Source organism: Streptomyces sp. CNZ301 (genome assembly GCF_004217425.1).
In genome coordinates, this window is record NZ_SHLG01000001.1 from 2,704,745 (window position 1) to 2,723,624 (window position 18,880).

Consider the following 18,880-nt stretch of genomic DNA (forward strand, 5'->3'; position numbering starts at 1 on the left):
ATAACCCGTCTGACTCGACAGGAAACCCATGAGCGACACTTCCTCCCCCTTCGGCTTCGAGCTCGTGCGACGTGGCTACGACCGCGGGCAGGTGGACGACCGCATCACGAAGCTCGTCGCCGACCGTGACAGCGCACTGTCCCGAATCACCTCGCTGGAAAAGCGCATCGAGGAGCTTCACCTCGAGACTCAGAACGCCCAGGCCCAGGTAAACGACGCAGAGCCTTCCTACGCGGGGCTCGGTGCGCGGGTCGAGAAGATCCTCCGCCTCGCCGAGGAGGAGGCCAAGGACCTGCGCGACGAGGCCCGTCGCGCCGCGGACCAGCACCGCGAGCTCGCCGAGAGCGCCGCCCAGCAGGTGCGCAACGACGCCGAGGCGTTCGCCGCCGAGCGCAAGGCCAAGGCCGAGGACGAGGGCGCCGGCATCGTCGAGAAGGCCAAGGGCGAAGCCACTGTGCTGCGCACTGAGGCGGAGAAGGACGCCCAGTCCAAGCGCGAGGAGGCGGACTCCCTCTTCGAGGACACCCGCGCGAAGGCCGCCCAGGCCGCCGCGGACTTCGAGACGAACCTCGCCAAGCGCCGCGAGCAGTCCGAGCGTGACCTCGCCTCCCGTCAGGCGAAGGCGGAGAAGCGCCTCGCGGAGATCGAGCACCGTGCGGAGCAGCTGCGGCTGGAGGCCGAGAAGCTGCGCACGGACGCGGAGCGCCGCGCCCGTCAGACGGTGGAGACGGCCCAGCGCCAGGCCGAGGACATCGTGGCCGACGCCAACGCCAAGGCCGACCGCGTCCGCAGCGAGTCGGAGCGCGAGCTGGCGGCCCTCACCAACCGCCGCGACAGCATCAACGCGCAGCTGACCAACGTGCGCGAGATGCTGGCCACCCTCACGGGTGCGGCGGTTGCCGCCGCCGGCCAGGGCGGCGACGAGGGCGAGACCGCCACCGACGACGAGTCCGCTGCCCGCAGCGTCCCGGCGCAGCAGTCCCGCTGACGCACCCGGTCACCGGCCACACCCGGCCAACGGCCACTCGGTACGAAGGGCCCGGCACACTGCGTGCCGGGCCCTTCGCGTGTCCGCCGGCGCCGGCCGCCCGGCCCGACCGGCCACGGGCGCGGCTCGTTCGGCGTGACGCGCGGTCTCCCGTTCCGGGGACGGTCCCGCCCCGTACCGGCCGGAGGGCACCGGGGCCCGTGCCGTCCGCAATGTGCGAAAGCACCGGGAACCGGCCGCACAGCCTTGCGCACGCATGTGAGTGAGCCCGCGCACCCCCTGGCATCGGGCGCTCAACGCGCATAGCGTCGGCCCATGATTGAGCTGCGCGGCCTGACCAAGCGGTACGGGGACAAGACAGCCGTCGACCACCTCACCTTCAGCGTGCGTCCCGGAGTGGTCACCGGCTTCCTCGGCCCCAACGGGGCGGGCAAGTCCACGACGATGCGGATGATGCTCGGCCTGGACAAGCCGACGAGCGGTGACGTGCACATCGACGGCAAGCGCTACGACCAGCTCCGCGACCCCCTCAACCACATCGGCGCCCTGCTGGAGGCCAAGGCGGTGCACGGCGGGCGCAGCGCCTACAACCATCTGCTGTGCATGGCGCAGGCCAACAACGTCCCGAAGAAGCGGATCGGCACGGTACTGGACCTGGTCGGGCTCACCGACGTGGCGAAGAAGCGTCCGAAGGGCTTTTCGCTGGGCATGGCGCAGCGGCTCGGCATCGCGGCGGCACTGCTCGGCGACCCGAAGATCCTGATGTTCGACGAGCCGGTCAACGGCCTGGACCCCGAGGGCATCCAGTGGATCCGCAACCTGATGAAGCACCTGGCCTCGGAGGGCCGCACCGTGTTCGTCTCGTCCCACCTCATGAGCGAAATGGCGCTGACCGCGGAGCACTTGGTGGTCATCGGGCGCGGCAAGCTCCTCGCGGACACGTCGATGGCGGACTTCATCGCCGAGAACTCACGCTCCTTCGTACGCGTGCGCACGCCACAGCCCGAGCGGATGCGTGACGTGCTGGGCAGCGTCGGAGTCATGCCGGTCTTCGAGCGGGACGGCGGCATGCAGGTCGAGGGCATCGAACCGGCCCGCATCGGCGAGCTCGCCGCCTGGTACCAGGTCGTGCTGCACGAGCTGAGCCCCCAGAAGGCCTCGCTGGAGGAGGCGTTCATGCGGCTGACGGCGGAGTCCGTCGAATACCAGGCGACCACTCAGGCCTCGCAGCCCGGGCAACGGCCGGACCAGGGCGGCAAGCCCGTCAGGAGGAGGCGGTAATGCCACACGCCACGCGCGTCATCCGCTCCGAGTGGACCAAGATCCGCTCAGTGCGCTCGACCCTGTGGACGCTGGCCACGGCGCTCGTCGTGACAGTGGGGGTCTCCGCCCTCATCTGCGCCTTCACGGCATCGCAGTTCGACAAGCTGGGCAAGCAGCAGCAGGCCACCTTCGACGCCACGCAGACGAGCTTCTCGGGCTCCGGCCTCGGGCAGCTCGCCATGATCGCCTTCGGCGTGCTGGTCGTCTCCAGCGAGTACAGCACCGGCATGATCCGCAGCTCGCTCGCGGCCGTGCCGCAGCGGACCGTCTTCCTCACCTCCAAGATCTTCGTCGCCACGGTGCTGGTGCTGGTCGTCGGGATGGCCACCAGCTTCCTGGCCTTCTTCGTGGGGCAGTCGCTGCTGGGCGAGAACAGCGTCTCGATCCAGGACGAGGGTGTGCTGCGCGCCGTGCTGGGCGGCGGGGTCTACATGACGCTGATCGCTCTCTTCTCCATGGGCCTGAGCTTCGTGCTGCGCAGCCCGCTGCTGGCCTTCGCGATCCTGATGCCGTTCTTCTTCCTGATCTCCAACATCCTCGGCCAGGTCAGCGCGACGAAGAAGTACGCGCAGTATCTGCCGGACCAGGCGGGCAAGACGGTCACAGCAGTCGTGCCGGAGTCGCTCAACCGTCCGTACGGGCCCTACGAGGGCCTGGCGATCATGGCCGCGTGGGCGGTGGCGGCGCTGATCGTCGGCTGGATCGTCCTCAAGCGCCGCGACGCCTAGCCTCCGCGGGGCGGCGGCAACGGAACTCCCCCTGGCTGTACGGGAGACGGGTTCCCGGGCCGGGCAGGGAGACGGTTGCGTCGGCCACCGGACGGAACCGATCGGGCGCCTTGTAGCCTCCTAGGCCATGTCCGGGGGCGAACGTGCCCCGAACTTCGTCCAGGGACAAACGGATGATAGAGGCGTACGGCCTGACAAAGCGCTACGGCGCCAAGACGGCCGTCTACAACTTGTCCTTCCAGGTGCGGCCGGGAGCCGTCACCGGCTTCCTGGGGCCCAACGGCTCCGGCAAGTCGACGACGATGCGGATGATCCTGGGCCTGGACACCCCGACCGCGGGCCGGGTCACCATCGGTGGCCGCCGGTTCCGCGATCTGCCGAACGCCCCGCGCCAGGTCGGCGCGCTGCTGGACGCCAAGGCCGTGCACGGAGGGCGCTCCGCACGCAGCCACCTGCTGTCGCTGGCCCAGCTCTCGGGCATCCCGGCCCGCCGTGTGGACGAGGTTCTCGATGTCGTCGGGCTCAGGCAGGTGGCCAAGAAGCGCTCCCAGGGTTTCTCGCTCGGCATGGGCCAGCGGCTCGGCATCGCGGCCGCCCTCCTCGGCGACCCGCAGGTGCTGCTCTTCGACGAGCCGGTCAACGGCCTGGACCCCGAAGGCATCCTGTGGGTCCGCAATCTGATGAAGCAGCTGGCGGGCGAGGGCCGCACCGTCTTCGTCTCCTCGCACCTGATGAGCGAAATGGCGCTGACCGCCGAGCATCTGATCGTCATCGGCCGCGGGCAGCTGATGGCGGACACCTCGGTGAAGGAGTTCATCGCGCAGAACTCGGTGGGCTTCGCCCGTGTCCGTACGCCGGACGGCGACCCGGGGCAGCGGGAGAAGCTGACCTCCGCCGTGCAGGAGGCGGGCGGCCACGTGCAACCGGAGGACGACGGAGCGCTGCGCGTCAACGGCCTGCCGCTGCCGCAGATCTCCGAACTGGCGCACAACGCGGACGTACGGCTCTGGGAACTCTCCCCGCACCAGGCGTCGCTGGAAGAGGCGTACATGCAGCTGACGCAGGGGGCGGTGGACTACCGCTCCTCGGCCGACCAGCGCGCCGGCTTCCAGCAGGCGCAACAACCGCCTCCGCAGCAACAGCAGTTGGCTGCGTCCCAGCTCGGAGTGCCGATGGGTCCGGGAGCGCCCGGAGCACCTGGCATGCCGGGAGCGCCGGGTATGCCCGGCGCGATGCCGCCGCAGGGAGGCGCGCCCGTGGGTGCGGGTGCCGCGGGCGGCTGGGGGCCTGCGCCCGGCGGGGCGCCCGCGCAGCCGGCAGGCCCGTACGGCGCGGGGCCCGGTTACGGCGCGGGGCACGGCTACGGACCGCAGCCGGTGCCGGGCGGCACCCCTGACCCGTACGCGCACGTGGCGGCCCAGCAGCCCCAGGGCGGGCCCCCGCAGGCGCCGCCGGTGCCGGGCGGACCGCCGGCGCCTGCCGCGCCCGCCGCCCCCACCGACGCTTCCCGGCCCGACAGCGAGGACGACGCCCGATGACCACGCCGAACAACCCGCACCACCAGCAGCCGCACCCCGCGCAGCAGCCGCCCCAACAGCCGTACCAGGGCCAGGAGTTCCAGCCGCAGCACGGCGCGGCACAGCACGCGGGAGGCGCGGCGGCCGCCGGCACAGCGACGGCGCCCCCTCCGCAGGGCTTTCAGGGAGCGCCGTACGGGCCTCCACAAGGCGGTCCCCAGGGCGGTCCCCAGGGCGCCCCTCAGGGCGGCCCCGCGCACGGCGGCGGCTATGCCTCCCCGATCCCCGTCACGCGCACCCACCTGGGCCACGCGATCGTCTCCGAGTGGACGAAGATCCGTTCTGTCCGCTCGACGGTGTGGACGCTCGGCGTCATGTTCGCCCTCGTCGTCGGCATCGGCCTGATGACCGCGCTCCTGCTCAGCGACACCGACTTCGTCGGGCTGCCGCTGCTCGCCCCGGGCCTGTTCGGGCTGATGCTCGGACAGATCTGCGTCATCACGCTGGGCGTGCTCGTGGTCACCTCCGAGTACGGCACCGGCATGATCCGCACCACCATGACCGCGTGCCCCAAGCGGGGCCGCGTGCTGGCCGCCAAGTCGCTGATCTTCTTCGTGCTCGCGTTCGTCATGACGGCGGCGGCCTGCTCGGTCACCGCTCTCATCAACGCCACGATGCTCAGCGGCCAGAAGGTCCCGGAGTTCGCGGCGAAGTCGGGACCGCTCAAGGACTCCGTCGAGAACGGCGAGCTGGTCGCGAGCAGCAGCCAGTGGCTCGGAGCCACGGTCGGCGCCGCCCTGTACGTGGCGCTGCTGGGCCTGCTGGCCCTGGCCGTCGGTGCGCTGCTGAGGCACTCGGCCGGAGCGATCACGGCGATGATGGGGCTCGTTCTGCTGCCGCTGGTGCTCGCCCTGTTCATGATCGGCGAGACGCTCAGCGACTTCCGTGAGGTGCTCATGGAGTACTCGCCGCTCAACGGGCTGGCGTCCCTGTACCGCATCCCCATGTCGGAGGATCAGACCGCGACGGGCTGGCCGCTGCTGGGAATCCTCGCCATCGCGACGGCGGTCGTACTGACGCTCGCCTTCGCGCTGCTGAACCGCCGGGACGTGTGACGCGGAGCGCGCGTACGCGCCGGTCGCGTACGCGCGTCCGCGCGTCCCGGCTGCCGCACACCGCCGGCTGCCGGTCCACCACGAGTGAATCCGGGCGAGCGGGGCACTGGTCCCGCGCGATCCGTGGACGCACGTGGACGGAGGACGGCGATGGGTGTACGCACCTGGCTCGAGAGCTGGCCTGTTTACCGGCAGCTCACCGGAGACGATCCCCTGGGGCGCGGCGCCGCCGCCTCCTCCGCGTACACACGAGGTCTCCGGCCTCGCACCGAGGAGGCCGACGAGGTCGTGAAGTCGGTCTGCCCGTACTGTGCGGTGGGCTGCGGGCAGAACGTCTACGTGAAGGACGGCGAGGTCGTCCAGATCGAGGGAGACCCCGACTCCCCCGTCAGCCGTGGCCGGCTCTGCCCCAAGGGCTCCGCGACGCTCCAGCTCACCACCGGCGACGCGCGCCGTCACGAGGTCCTCTACCGGCGTCCGTACGCGACGGACTGGGAGCGGCTGGACCTGGGGACCGCCATGGACATGGTGGCGGAACGGGTGATCCGCACGCGGCGGGAGACCTGGGAGAGCGAGCACGAGGGGATGCGCGTCAACCGCACCCTCGGCATCGCGACGCTCGGCGGCGCCGCGCTGGACAACGAGGAGAACTACCTGATCAAGAAGTTCTTCACGGCTCTGGGCGTCGTCCAGATCGAGAACCAGGCGCGGGTCTGCCACAGCTCGACCGTCGCCGGACTGGGAACGTCCTTCGGGCGCGGGGGCGCCACCACTTTCCTTCAGGATCTGCAGAACTCCGACTGCATCGTCATCGAGGGCTCGAACTTCGCGGAGGCGCATCCCGTCGGCTTCCAGTGGGTGATGGAGGCCAAGGCACGCGGCGCCAAGGTCATCCACGTCGATCCGCGGTTCACACGTACGAGTGCGCTGGCCGATCTGCATGTGCCGATCCGGGCCGGCACGGACATCGCCTTCCTCGGCGGCATCATCAACCACGTGCTCAGCACGGGCTCCGACTTCCGCGATTACGTCCTGGAGTACACCAACGCCGCCACCGTCATCGGCGAGGATTTCGAGGACACCGAGGACCTCGACGGTGTCTTCTCCGGCCTGAACCCGGACAGCCGCCGCTACGAGATGCACTCCTGGCACTACGAGGGCGGACGCCCCATCCAGGCGGCCTCCGGGGAGCGCGACGCGCTGTACGACGAGCGCATCCAGGGTCCCCGCGCACCGGGCGGTTCGGGAAAGGCGGAGGCGCACGGTGCGGGCGGGCCGCCGCTCGCGGGCGAGTCCGAGTCGCGGCAGGACCGCACGCTTCAGGACCCGCGCTGCGTCTACCAGATCCTCAAACGGCACTTCTCGCGCTACACCCCGGAGATGGTCGAGGAGACCTGCGGCATTCCGCGGAAGACGTTCCTCGAGGTGTGCCGCGCGCTCGTGGAGAACTCCGGACCGGACCGCACGAGCGAGTTCTGCTACGCGGTCGGCTGGACGCAGCACACCGTCGGTGCCCAGTACATCCGTACCGCCTGCATCCTCCAGCTGCTGCTGGGCAACATCGGCCGTCCCGGCGGCGGCATCCAGGCGCTGCGGGGCCACGCCAGCATCCAGGGCTCCAGCGACATCCCCACCCTCTTCAACCTGCTGCCCGGCTACATCCCGATGCCGCACGCCCACGAGAACGAGGACCTCGACAAGTTCATCGAAGCGGTACGGTCCGACAAGGGCTTCTGGGGCAACATGCGCTCCTACTTCGTCAGTCTGATGAAGGCTTACTGGGGAGACGCGGCCACCGCCGAGAACGACTACTGCTTCGGGCATCTGCCACGGCTCACCGGCTCGCACAGCACGTACGACACCGTGCTCAACCAGCTCGACGGCGTGTGCAAGGGCTACTTCCTCATGGGTGAGAACCCCGCCGTCGGCTCCGCCAACTCCCGTATGCAGCGCCTCGGAATGGCGAACCTGGAGTGGCAGGTCGTCCGGGACTTCTCACTCGTCGAATCGGCGACGTGGTGGAAGGACGGCCCGGAGATCGAGACGGGCGAGCTGCGCACCGAGGACATCGGCACCGAGGTCTTCTTCTTCCCCGCGGCCGCGCACACCGAGAAGGCGGGGTCCTTCACCAACACCAACCGGTACGTGCAGTGGCACCAGGCGGCAAGGGAACCCGACGGCGAGGCCCGCAGCGACCTGTGGTTCATGTACCACCTCGGCAGGCGGATCCGCGAGCGGCTCAAGAACTCCAGGGACCCGGTGGACCGTCCGCTCCTCGATGTCACCTGGGACTACCCGACCGAGGGACGACTGGAGGAGCCGAGCGCCGAGGCGGTGCTCGCCGAGATCAACGGCTACGACGCCGACGGCCGGCCCCTCTCCGGCTACCAGCAGTTGAAGGACGACGGCTCCACCTCGTGCGGCTGCTGGATCTACTGCGGGGTCCGCGCCGACGGCGTCAACCAGGCGGCCCGCAGGAAACCCCACACGGAGCAGGACTGGGTCGCCTCGGAGTGGGCGTGGGCGTGGCCGCTCAACCGGCGCATCCTCTACAACCGCGCCTCCGCCGACCCCGACGGCAATCCGTGGAGCAGCCGCAAGGCGCTGGTGTGGTGGGACGAGAGCGAGGGCCGCTGGACCGGGCACGACGTTCCCGACTTCATCGCCGACCGGCCGCCGTCCTTCCGCCCGGAACCGGGTGCGACGGGCCCCGACGCCATCAGCGGCGTCGACCCGTTCATCATGCAGGCCGACGGCAAGGGCTGGCTCTACGCACCGGCCGGTCTCCTCGACGGGCCGATGCCCACGCACTACGAGCCGCAGGACTCCCCGGTCACCAACCCGCTGTACGGGCAGCAGCGCAGCCCCGTCCGGCAGATCTTCGCGCGCGAGCACAACCGATACCACCCCGACGCGACGGAGCCCGGCGGCGATGTGTATCCGTACGTGGTCACCACGTACCGCCTCACCGAGCACTTCACCGGCGGCGGCATGACCCGCTGGTCGCCGTATCTGGCGGAGCTGCAACCGGAGTTCTTCTGCGAGGTCTCGCCGGAGCTGGCCGCCGAGCGCGGCCTGGAGCACGCGGGGTGGGCGACGATCGTCACGGCGCGCTCCGCCGTCGAGGCGCGGGTGCTCGTCACGGAGCGGATGTCCCCGCTGCGGGCCGGCGGGCGCACCGTCCACCAGATCGGGCTGCCCTACCACTGGGGACGCAACGGCTACTCCACGGGTGATTCGGCGAACGAGCTGACGTCCATCGCCCTCGACCCGAACGTGCACATTCAGGAAGTCAAGGCCCTCACCGCCGACATCCGCCCGGGGCGCAGGCCCCGCGGCCAGGACCTGCTGCGGCTGCTGGAGGAGTACCGGGAGCGCGGCGGCGTCGGCGAGGAGACGGGAATGGAGGTACGGGGATGACCGGCTCCGGCACGCGGCGGACCCGAAGCGGTGACGGCTCCCTCGTCGGACGCAACCTGCTGGCCGGCCCCGAGAGGGACCCGGCCGGGGACGCCGGACACGGCGCGCCCGGCGAACACCCGCCCCGCATGGGCTTCTTCACGGACACCTCCGTCTGCATCGGCTGCAAGGCGTGCGAGGTGGCGTGCAAGGAGTGGAACGCCATCCCGGAGGACGGTCTCGACCTGACCGGGATGAGCTACGACAACACCCAGGGCCTCGGCGCCTCGACGTGGCGGCACGTCGCGTTCATCGAGCAGAGCAAACCCGTCGGGCACGCACACTCCGACGTGGACCACAGCGACGTCGACGTCCTCGCTCTCGCGTCGCAGGGTTCGGGCACACCGCCCGAGGATGCGGCGGTCACCCCGACCACGCCCGGCGCCGGCGGGACCACTCAGGCGGACGGCGACGGCCGCGGCGAGTTCCGCTGGCTGATGTCCTCCGACGTCTGCAAGCACTGCACACACGCCGCGTGCCTCGACGTGTGCCCCACGGGTTCGCTCTTCCGCACCGAGTTCGGCACGGTCGTCGTGCAGGAGGACATCTGCAACGGCTGCGGCTACTGCGTACCGGCCTGTCCGTACGGCGTCATCGAGCAACGTCCGCACGACGGCAGGGCGTTCAAGTGCACGATGTGCTACGACCGTCTCGGCGCCGGCCAGGAACCGGCCTGCGCGAAGGCGTGCCCCACCGAGTCCATCCAGTTCGGGCCGCTGGACGAGCTGCGTGTACGGGCGCAGGAGCGGGTGGACCAGCTGCAGGAGGCCGGGGTGCACGACGCGCGGCTGTACGGGCACGACCCCGAGGACGGCGTGGGCGGCGACGGTGCCTTCTTCCTCCTGCTGGACGAACCGGAGGTGTACGGACTGCCGCCGGACCCCGTCGTGACCACACGTGACCTGCCGGACATGTGGCGGCACGCGGGGGCGGCGGCGCTCACGCTGCTCGGCGGCCTGACGGCCGTCTTCGCGGCGCACGGCAGCATCCGTGAACAGGTGAGGAGGACATGGCGATGAGCGGCGCGAGCGACGGCGGGCACGGCACGAGCGGACACGGCACGAGCGGACACGGCCGCGATGCCGGCACCGGCAACGGCTACAAGCCGGGCCGGATCTACGGCAACCCGGCCGAGGAACGCGAGTCGGGCAGCGTCGCCGACGTCACGAAGGAAGGGCTGCGGGGCGTACGTCCGGGACGTGCCGCACTCGTGGGCGCACAGGACCTCACCCGCGAAGACGGCGACGGCGCGCCCGCCACCCGGGAGGCGCAGGCGAGCCGGGACCGGCCGCGGGAGGCGGACCGTGACACCGGCCGTGCCGGGAGCGGGCCCAAGGGCAAGGGCAGGCACCGCCGCGGCCGCAGGCGCGGCCGCAAGGGCGAGCGGACGATGGTGCCGGAAGCCGAATTCACCTCGTACTACGGCAGGCCGGTGCTCAACCAGCCGGCCTGGAAGCCGCTGAACATCGCGGGCTATTTCTTCCTCGGTGGCCTGGCAGGCGCCGGCTCGGTGCTGGCCGCGGGAGCGGAGCTGACGGGACGGCCCGTCATGGCCCGTGCGCTGAAGACCAGCTCGGCCGTCGCCGTCGCCGGTTCGGCCGCCGCCCTCATCCACGACCTGGGCCGCCCCGGACGTTTCGCCAACATGCTCCGCGTGTTCAAGCCGACCTCCCCCATGAGCGTCGGTTCGTGGCTGCTGTCGGCGTACGGGCCGGCCTGCGCAGCGGCCGCGGCGTGCGACCTGACGGGGAGGCTGCCACGGGTCGGCCGTGCGGCCGGCGCGGGCGCGGCACTGCTCGGGCCGGCCGTCGCCGCGTACACGGCGGTGCTCGCGGCGGACACGGCCGTGCCGGGCTGGCACGAGGGCTATCGCGAGTTGCCTTTCGTCTTCGTGGGCTCGGCCGCAACGGCCGCCTCCGGCATGGCACTTGCGATGTCCCCCACCGCGGAGAACGGTCCGGCCCGCTCCGCCGCGCTCGCCGGAACCGCGCTGGAGAACGTGGCGACGAAGGCCATGGAGCGCAGGCTCGGCCTCGTCGCCGAGGTCTACCGCAGCGGCCGGGGCGGGCGCTGGATGCGTGCCGCCGAGACGCTGTCGGCGGCGGGTGCGGCGGGCGCCGCGCTGCTCGCGGGGCGCAGCCGCGTGGCCGCGGGTGCCAGCGGGCTGGCTCTCGTCGCGGCCTCCGCATGCACACGTCTGGGCGTCTTCCACGCGGGACTCGAGTCCTCCAAGGACCCGAAGTACACCGTCGTGCCGCAGCGCGAGCGGCTGCGCCGCCGCGAGCAGGACGGCGCAGCCGCCGGATGAGCGGGCGGGTCCGGGAACCCGGGCCGGTGACCGCCCGGGCCGGCCGTCGCCCGGATCAGCCGTCGCCCGGGTCCGCCAGCAGGTCGCGGATCTCGTCGACGCCGGTCTCCTGAAGCTCCTCCCCGACGAACAGCCAGCGCGTGATCCCGACCGCCTCCAGGAAGCGCAGGTCGTGGGCGGCGACGAGCAGCGCTCCCTCGTACGAGGCGAGCGCACTCGTCAGCTGCCGCACGCCCGACGCGTCGAGGTTGTTGGTCGGCTCGTCCAGCATGAGCAGCTGAGGCGGCGGAGCGGCGAGCAGCATCGCGGCGAGAGCGGCCCGCAGGCGCTCCCCGCCGGAGAGGGTGCCCGCGGGCTGTTCGGCACGCGCCCCCTTGAACAGGAAGCGTGCGAGCTGCGAACGGATCTGATTGTCCGTCACCCCGGGAGCCACACGGGCCACGTTCGCGGCAACGCTCAACTCCTCGTCCAGCACGTCCAGTCGCTGCGGCAGGAAGCGCAGCGGTACGGACACCTCGGCCTCGCCCGACAGCGGTTCGAGCCGGCCGGCGAGGGTGCGCAGCAGCGTGGTCTTGCCCGCGCCGTTGCGTCCCACCAGGGCGACGCGTTCGGGGCCGCGCACCTGGAGGTCCGCTTCGTGCAGTCTCCCGTACCGGGGGCGCAGCTCGCGCAGGGTCAGCACGGTGCGGCCCGCGGGCACCGCGGTGCCGGGAAGTCCGACGCGGATCTCCTCGTCGTTCCGTACCGCCTCCGCGGCAGCCTCCCGCCTCTCGCGCGCCTCGTGGAGACGGTCCTCCTGCACGCCGCGCAGTCTGCCCGCCGACTCCTGCGCCGACCGTTTGCGTTCCCCGGCGACGATTCGCGGGGCCCGCCGCCGGTCGTCCATCTTCTTACTGGTGCGCCGGCGGCGTGCCAGTTTGGTCTGCGTCTCCTCCAGTTCGCGCTTCTGCCGGCGTACGTCGGACTCCGCGGCGCGCAGTGTCCGGCCTGCCGCCTCCTGCTGTGCGGCCAGCGCCTCCCGGTACGCGGACCAGCCGCCTCCGTACAAAGTCACCGAACCGGAACGCACCTCCGCGATGCGGTCCACCCGCTCCAGCAGTTCCTGGTCGTGGCTGACCACGACCAGGGCGCCCGACCGCCAGGACTCGACGGCCTCGTGGAACCGCCGGCGGGCGAACAGGTCGAGGTTGTTGGTCGGTTCGTCCAGCAGCAGCACGTCGGGACGCTCCAGGAGCAGCGCTGCCAGGCGCAGCAACACGGTCTCGCCGCCGGACAGCTCGCCGACGCTGCGGTCCAGGCCGGCTGCGCCGAGGCCGAGGGAGTCCAGCGTCGCCAGGGCCCGTTCCTCGACGTCCCAGTCGTCGCCGACCGTCTCGAAGTGCTCCTCGCTCACGTCCCCCGCCTCGATGGCCCGCAGGGCGCGGCGGCGTTCGGCGATGCCGAGTGCCTCCTCGACGCGGAGCGCCGTGTCGAGGGTGATGTCCTGCGGGAGGTGGGCGAGGCTGCCGCCCACGGTGACGGACCCCTCGGCGGGCCGAAGGCGCCCGGCCAGCAGGCCGAGCAGTGTCGACTTGCCGGAGCCGTTGGCGCCGACGAGGCCGGTGCGGCCCCGTCCGATGGTGAGCGACAGGCGGTCGAAGACGACGGTGCCGTCGGGCCACCGGAAGGACAGCCCGGAGCAAGTCACGGAGGGGCCAGGGGTGTTGAAGCCGGTTTCGGCGTTGGGCATGGTGATTCTCGCAGTCGCGTGCGCGGCGGGCAAAGGACGTCGTGTGCGAGCACCACGCGGCGGCGGGAACCCTCAGAAGGGGTGTGGCCCTGGCCCTGGAGGGGGTGGGGACGGCCGATGCCGAGGTCGCATCCACGCTTCGTCGTCACGGGCGGCCGGGAAGCCTGCTCGGCGTGACGCTCGCACGGCAGTGCCGTGGCGCGTGGTGATCGCGGACCTCAGATGCGCAACGTCCACCTCTATCGGAGACGACAGGACCCTGGAAGTGTACAGCGGCCACCCGCGCCGCCGCCGGGCCGAGAGGCCACCGGGCGGGCAGGGCGCGTGCAGGACCGGGACGTTGGGTACCGGGCGGCTCCGCCCCGGCCTCCCTCGGCGAGACCGGGCCCGGGACCAGTGACGGACCCGGCACCGGAACCGAGTACCGGGGTGCGTCCCGGGACTCCGCACCAGGCTCCGGTACGGATTCAGGATTCGGGATTCAGTACCGGGGCGCGTTGCGTGAGCGCTGAACCCGCGTGCCGCGCCGGTCTCGGGCACTCCAGCAGGCCTTGTGCCAGTGCCGCCGGTCGTCCACGTCGCCCAGCCGGGGCCAGGCGACCACATGCGGCACCCCGGGCGGGATCTCCTGGTCGCAGCCGGGGCAGCGGTACCGCTTGCCCGTCGAGCCGCCGACCTGCCGTACGGCCCAGTCCTCGCCGCGCCACTCCTCGGTGCGCTCCAGCCCGTACCGCATTCCCGGACCCTCGTCGCGGCGGTCCACGGCGGGGGGCTTGGCTGAACCGCCGCGGGGACGGTTTCGACGCGGAGACACGGAACACCTCGGAGGTTCGGAGGGCGGGCGCTCCCCACAGTAGCCACAGATCCCCCGCATAACCGCAGCCCCGGTGCAGGAACGGACCGATAGGGCGAACAGCCGACGCCGCGAGCCGTTCATCGGAACAATCGGCACCAGCGAGGCCGTGCCCATGGCACGTGTCAGCCGTTAATGCCAGGAGGGGTCCTGACGCTCAAGAGGACGGAGCAGCATGCGAGTTGGAGCATTCGTGCTGGCCGCACAGTTCCCCGGGCAGGGTCAGTGGGAGCCGCTGCACAGAGCGGTCCGTACGGCGGAGACCGTGGAGGAGCACGGCCTCGATTCCGTATGGCTCGCCGAGCACCACTTCGTTCCGTACGGCGTCTGCCCGTCCGCGGTGACGCTCGCCGCGATGCTGCTGGGGCGCACCCGGCGCATCGGAGTGGGCACGGCGGTCTCCGTACTCCCCAACGCACACCCGGTCGCCCTGGGCGAGCAGTCCGCGCTGCTGCACCTCACTTCCGGAGGCCGCTTCACGCTCGGCGTGGGGCGCGGCGGGCCCTGGGTGGATCTGGAGGTACTGGGCGGTGGGCTCGACGCCTACGAGAACGGCTTCCCGGAGTCGCTGGATCTGCTGCTTCGCTGGCTGCGGGAGCCACGGGTCGGAGCCGACGGCGAGCGCTACCGCTTCCGTGAGGTCGAGGTCGTGCCCCGCTGCGAGGAACCGTTCGCGGCCGCGCACACCTCGCCTCCCGCGCAGGACGCCGCGGATGAACCGCCGTCCCGCCGCCCCACGGTCCTCGTCGCCTGCACCTCGCCCGCCTCGGTCCGCCTCGCCGCGCGGCACTGTCTGCCGATGCTGCTCGGGATGCACTGCGGCGACGAGGAGAAGGCCGAGACCGTGGCGATGTGGCGGCGTGAGGCCCGCGACGCGGGGCACGCCCGTGAGGAGATCGAGGAGGCGGCCTCGCTCCACGTGTCCGCGGGAGTGGCGCAGGTCGGCGACTCAACGGCGGAGGCTGTGGAGGCGCTGACGAAGACGATGCCCGGCTGGTTCAGCGAGGGGCTCGGCGCCCACCGCACCGTCGACGGACGGGAGCGCACGATGCGCGACCCCCTCGGCTACACCGAACTGCTCTGCCGGCTGCACCCGGTGGGTACTCCGCAGCTGTGCGCCGACCGCCTGGCCGCGACGCGCGAGCGCACCGGCATCGACCGTTTCGCGCTTCTCGTCGAGGGCACGGGCGATCTCGCCTCGACGGAACGCAATGTGCAGCGGCTGGGCGAAGAGGTGCTGTCCCTTCTCCCCGCGGGACAGTGAACGTTCGCGGCTCACACCGCCGTTGACATGGCGTCCGGCTCACCCACAACACGCTGCCGCTGCCCACGGGAGCAGCGGCAGCGTGGCACAGGAGGACGCCGGACGGAGCCTGGGCGCGTCAGCAGTCGCGCAGAGTCGGCGACTGGTTGAGCAGCTGCCCGCGGACGGAGGTGAAACGCGCCAGCCTCTCGTCGACCGCTTCGTCCAGCGGGAAGACGGCGACGCGGTGACAGTTCTGGAAAGCGAGCCGTACTCCGAAGTGACGTTCCAGCGCGCCACGTATCGCGTCGCTGGCGAGAGCACGCAGCAGTTGGCCGCGGGCCTGCTCGTCCGGTGGCGGCGTCTGGTTGTCGGCGAACTCGCCGCCGTCCACCTTGAGCCGGGCCACCAGGGTACTGATCATCTCCCATGCGTACGGGAGCGAGGTACGGACGCAGTCGACGAAGTCACGCTCGTCGACTTCGCCCCGTTCTGCCTGTGCCAGCAGACCCGGTGAGACGTCGAGCGACATGGGTTCTCCTCTCGCGACCCCAGGGGATACAGGGGTCTTCCTGATGGATTGGAAGGGACCCGCTCGGCGCCGGGTGTTCACGCGACTCCGTACGGCGACACCCCCCATCGTCAACCGTAAGGGGCGGAGAGTGACCGCACCATGCGAATGGGCATACATCCGGCCACAGCCGAAGAGGGCCATCAGGGGGCGAATCGCATCGCCGGAGCACGTCCAGTAGCGTGACCGCCCATGCGTCTCGTCATCGCCCGGTGCTCCGTCGACTACGCCGGCAGGCTCACCGCTCATCTGCCGTCCGCTCCACGGCTGGTCCTGGTCAAGGCCGACGGCTCGGTCTCCGTCCACGCCGACGACCGGGCCTACAAGCCCCTCAACTGGATGTCCCCGCCCTGCACGGTGAAGGAGTCCGAGGGCACGGCGTGCCCGGTGTGGACCGTGCAGAACAAGTCGGGCGAGAAATTGATCATCACCATGGAGGAGATCCTCCATGACTCCTCCCACGAGCTCGGCACCGATCCCGGACTGATCAAGGACGGCGTGGAGGCGCACCTTCAGGAGCTGCTCGCGGACCGCATGGAGACTCTGGGCGCGGGCTGGACGCTGATCCGCCGCGAGTACCCGACCGCCATCGGCCCCGTGGACATCCTCGGCCGCGACGAGACCGGCGCCACCGTGGCGATCGAGATCAAGCGCCGCGGTGAGATCGACGGCGTCGAGCAGCTGACCCGCTACCTCGATCTCCTCAACCGCGATCCCCATCTCGCCCCCGTGAAGGGCGTCTTCGCCGCACAGGAGATCAAGCCGCAGGCCCGCGTGCTCGCCTCCGACCGCGGCATCGGCTGCGTCACCCTCGACTACGACTCGTTGCGCGGCATCGAGGACGACAAGCTCCGGCTCTTCTGAGCAGGCCGCACGGGCGCGCTCCGGCACCACCCGGGGCCGGGGCCGGCCGGGCTCGTGCTCAACGTGCAGCGGCCAACGGAAATTGATCCGTTCTTCCGAAATCTCACGTCCGTACGGGTCGTGTCCCTGTCACACACCTTATGGTGCGACGAGCCGCTCGGCAGACCCGGATAGGGGCTGTCCGGCGGATCTTCGTGGATCAGCGAGCGGCGTCCGGCGCCGTGCATCGCAAGGCGCGAGGGTCGTCCTCATAATGGGGTCCCCCATGCCGAAGGCCAGGGGAGTATTCGGGCGATCCCGACAACGCTGGGGGCACCTCCCGGCAAAGCCAGGGGGAGAGGTGCGGTGCCGGGCGTCGCGAGCCCGCGAAGATCCGCCGGACAGGCCCTGGCGTCCGGGACTGCCGGCGCCGGGGAGACTCCCGGCCCTTGGAACTGGGAGTGTTCGGTGCGCATCCTGCTCGTGGCAAGTGCCTTCAACAGCCTCACCCAACGCGTGTACGCCGAACTGAGCGATTTCGGCCATCAGTTGGACACCGTGTGCGGCGGCGACGAGAACGCGGTACGGCAGGCGGTCCACCGGCACGCCCCGGCGCTGATCGTCGCGCCGATGCTCAAGACGGCCCTCCCCGAAGACGTCTACTCGCGTCACGTCTGCCTCATCGTGCACCCCGGGCCCCCCGGCGACCGCGGCCCCTCCTCCCTGGACTGGGCGATCGCGACCGGCGCCCGCCACTGGGCGGTGACTGTGCTCCAGGCGGACGCCGAGATGGACGCCGGGGACATCTGGGCCACGGTCCCGTTCGCGCTGCCCGAAGCCGGCAAGAGCGATGTGTACCGCAACGAGGTGTCGGACGCCGCGACGGCAGCGGTGAAGCTCGCGGTCGCCCGCTTCGCCTCGGGCACATACAAGCCGCAGCGCCAGGACGCGCTCGGTGCGGAAGTGGTGTGGCGCCCGTACTTCCGTCAGGACAAACGACGGATCGACTGGGCCGCCGACTCCACCGGCACTGTGCTCCGCAAGCTGCGTGCGGCGGACTCCCAGCCGGGAGTGCTCGACGAACTGCTCGGCGGGGAATGGTTCCTGCACGGCGGACACCCCGAGTCCGCGCTGCCCCTGCGCGGCGCGCCCGGCGAGATCGTGGCGACGCGAGCGGGCGCCGTCTGCCGTGCGACGCGTGACGGCGCCGTGTGGATCCCCCAGTTGAGAGCGCGCCGCATCCCGGGCGGACCGGCCACGTTCAGGATGCCCGCGGTGGACGCGCTCGGCGGGCGCCTGCCGGGGTCGGTACCGGAGCTGCCGGCGCAACTGGAGCCGGGCACCTGGGGAAGCGGAGGCTGGAGCGACATCCGCTACGAGCACAGGGGCGACACCGGCTTCGTGTGGTTCTCCTTCCCCGGAGGCGCGATGAGCACCGGCCAGTGCCGCCGCCTGCTGGCGGCGTACCGGTACGCGCTCTCGCGTCCCACTCGGGTGATCGTGCTGGGCAGCCGTCGTGACTTCTTCTCCAACGGCATCCACCTCGGTGTGATCGAGGCCGCCGCCGATCCCGGTGCGGAGTCATGGGCCAACATCAACGCGATGGACGACCTGGTGGAGGCCGTCCTGCGCACGACGGACCGGCTGGTGGTCGCCGCGCTGGGCGGCAATGCCGCGGCCGGCGGCGTGATGCTGGCACTCGCCGCGGACGAGGTGTGGTGCCGGGAGGGCGCCGTCCTCAACCCGCACTACCGGCTCATGGGCCTGTACGGGTCGGAGTACTGGACCTACACGCTCCCGGGCCGCGTGGGTCATGAGGCGGCGGAGCGTCTGATGCGGGAGGCCCTCCCAGTGAGCGCGTCGTCTGCCGCCTGCGCGGGGCTGGTGGACCGTCTGGTGACCACCTCGCCGGCGGATTTCGCCGGTGAGGCGTCACGGATGGCGGCGGAGCTGGCACACACACCGGCATGGGCGGCCCGCGTCGCCGGAAAGGCCGCCGCGCGGGCACGGGACGAGGCGGTGAAGCCGCTGGCGGACTACCGCGCGGAGGAACTGGCCGTCATGCACCGGCAGTTCTTCGACCGCGACGAGCCCTATCACGCGCTGCGCAGAGCGTTCGTCCGCAAAGAGGCCATGCGCGGCACGCAGGTGGCAGGCACCGCCGGCTGCTGACGAACCGCGCGTGCCCGTGCGGCACGGGGTG

Annotated in this window: 14 protein-coding genes; 11 read left to right on the top strand and 3 right to left on the bottom strand. The window is 71.3% G+C overall.

The window, feature by feature from the left end:
• Window positions 1–28 precede the first annotated feature (28 nt).
• From EV375_RS11535 to nrfD, 8 genes are all read left to right on the top strand, one after another.
• Window positions 29–988 (top strand): cellulose-binding protein, encoded by a 960-nt coding sequence (locus EV375_RS11535; protein WP_130299364.1) that lies wholly within the window; start codon window positions 29–31, stop codon window positions 986–988.
• Window positions 989–1,303: 315 nt separating this feature from the next.
• Window positions 1,304–2,269: an ATP-binding cassette domain-containing protein gene (locus EV375_RS11540; protein ID WP_130299365.1), complete on the top strand. Its 966-nt coding sequence runs from the start codon at window positions 1,304–1,306 to the stop codon at window positions 2,267–2,269.
• A complete protein-coding gene (locus EV375_RS11545; protein ID WP_130299366.1) occupies window positions 2,269–3,039 on the top strand; it encodes an ABC transporter permease in 771 nt (256 codons plus the stop codon). The genes EV375_RS11540 and EV375_RS11545 overlap by 1 nt, the downstream gene beginning before the upstream one ends.
• 173 nt (window positions 3,040–3,212) lie before the next feature.
• Window positions 3,213–4,577, top strand: a complete 1,365-nt coding sequence (locus EV375_RS11550; protein ID WP_130299367.1) for an ABC transporter ATP-binding protein — start codon at window positions 3,213–3,215, stop codon at window positions 4,575–4,577.
• Window positions 4,574–5,671: an ABC transporter permease gene (locus tag EV375_RS11555; RefSeq protein WP_130299368.1), complete on the top strand. Its 1,098-nt coding sequence runs from the start codon at window positions 4,574–4,576 to the stop codon at window positions 5,669–5,671. The genes EV375_RS11550 and EV375_RS11555 overlap by 4 nt, the downstream gene beginning before the upstream one ends.
• Window positions 5,672–5,821: 150 nt before the next feature.
• Entirely contained in the window at window positions 5,822–9,091 is a 3,270-nt protein-coding gene (gene fdh, locus EV375_RS11560; RefSeq protein ID WP_130299369.1) for a formate dehydrogenase, read from the top strand.
• The gene (locus tag EV375_RS11565) at window positions 9,088–10,149 is read left to right on the top strand and encodes a 4Fe-4S dicluster domain-containing protein (protein ID WP_130299370.1); all 1,062 of its coding nucleotides are present in this window, start codon (window positions 9,088–9,090) and stop codon (window positions 10,147–10,149) included. Before fdh ends, EV375_RS11565 begins: the two co-directional genes overlap by 4 nt.
• A gap of 371 nt (window positions 10,150–10,520) precedes the next feature.
• Window positions 10,521–11,438, top strand: coding sequence for an NrfD/PsrC family molybdoenzyme membrane anchor subunit (gene nrfD / locus EV375_RS11570; RefSeq protein ID WP_486588724.1), 918 nt, complete (start codon window positions 10,521–10,523; stop codon window positions 11,436–11,438).
• A gap of 55 nt (window positions 11,439–11,493) precedes the next feature.
• On the opposite strand, the gene EV375_RS11575 is transcribed toward nrfD, so the two are convergent.
• Both EV375_RS11575 and EV375_RS11580 read right to left on the bottom strand, forming a co-directional pair.
• The gene (locus tag EV375_RS11575) at window positions 11,494–13,167 is read right to left on the bottom strand and encodes an ATP-binding cassette domain-containing protein (protein WP_130299372.1); all 1,674 of its coding nucleotides are present in this window, start codon (window positions 13,165–13,167) and stop codon (window positions 11,494–11,496) included.
• Window positions 13,168–13,648: 481 nt separating this feature from the next.
• A complete protein-coding gene (locus tag EV375_RS11580; protein WP_130299373.1) occupies window positions 13,649–13,981 on the bottom strand; it encodes an ATP/GTP-binding protein in 333 nt (110 codons plus the stop codon).
• Between the two features lie 214 nt (window positions 13,982–14,195).
• Here EV375_RS11580 and EV375_RS11585 point away from each other — a divergent pair, with 214 nt between their 5' ends.
• Complete coding sequence (locus tag EV375_RS11585; RefSeq protein WP_130299374.1) at window positions 14,196–15,284, top strand: LLM class flavin-dependent oxidoreductase; 1,089 nt, start codon at window positions 14,196–14,198, stop codon at window positions 15,282–15,284.
• A 118-nt stretch (window positions 15,285–15,402) separates the two neighbouring features.
• Here the strand turns inward: EV375_RS11585 and EV375_RS11590 are convergent, their stop codons facing one another.
• The gene (locus EV375_RS11590) at window positions 15,403–15,795 is read right to left on the bottom strand and encodes an SCO5389 family protein (protein ID WP_130299375.1); all 393 of its coding nucleotides are present in this window, start codon (window positions 15,793–15,795) and stop codon (window positions 15,403–15,405) included.
• A 231-nt stretch (window positions 15,796–16,026) separates the two neighbouring features.
• On the opposite strand from EV375_RS11590, the gene nucS reads away from it, so the two are divergent.
• Window positions 16,027–16,698 (top strand): endonuclease NucS, encoded by a 672-nt coding sequence (gene nucS, locus EV375_RS11595; protein ID WP_130299376.1) that lies wholly within the window; start codon window positions 16,027–16,029, stop codon window positions 16,696–16,698.
• A gap of 447 nt (window positions 16,699–17,145) precedes the next feature.
• A complete protein-coding gene (locus EV375_RS11600) occupies window positions 17,146–18,849 on the top strand; it encodes a hydrogenase maturation protein (protein ID WP_130299377.1) in 1,704 nt (567 codons plus the stop codon).
• Window positions 18,850–18,880: the final 31 nt, after the last annotated feature.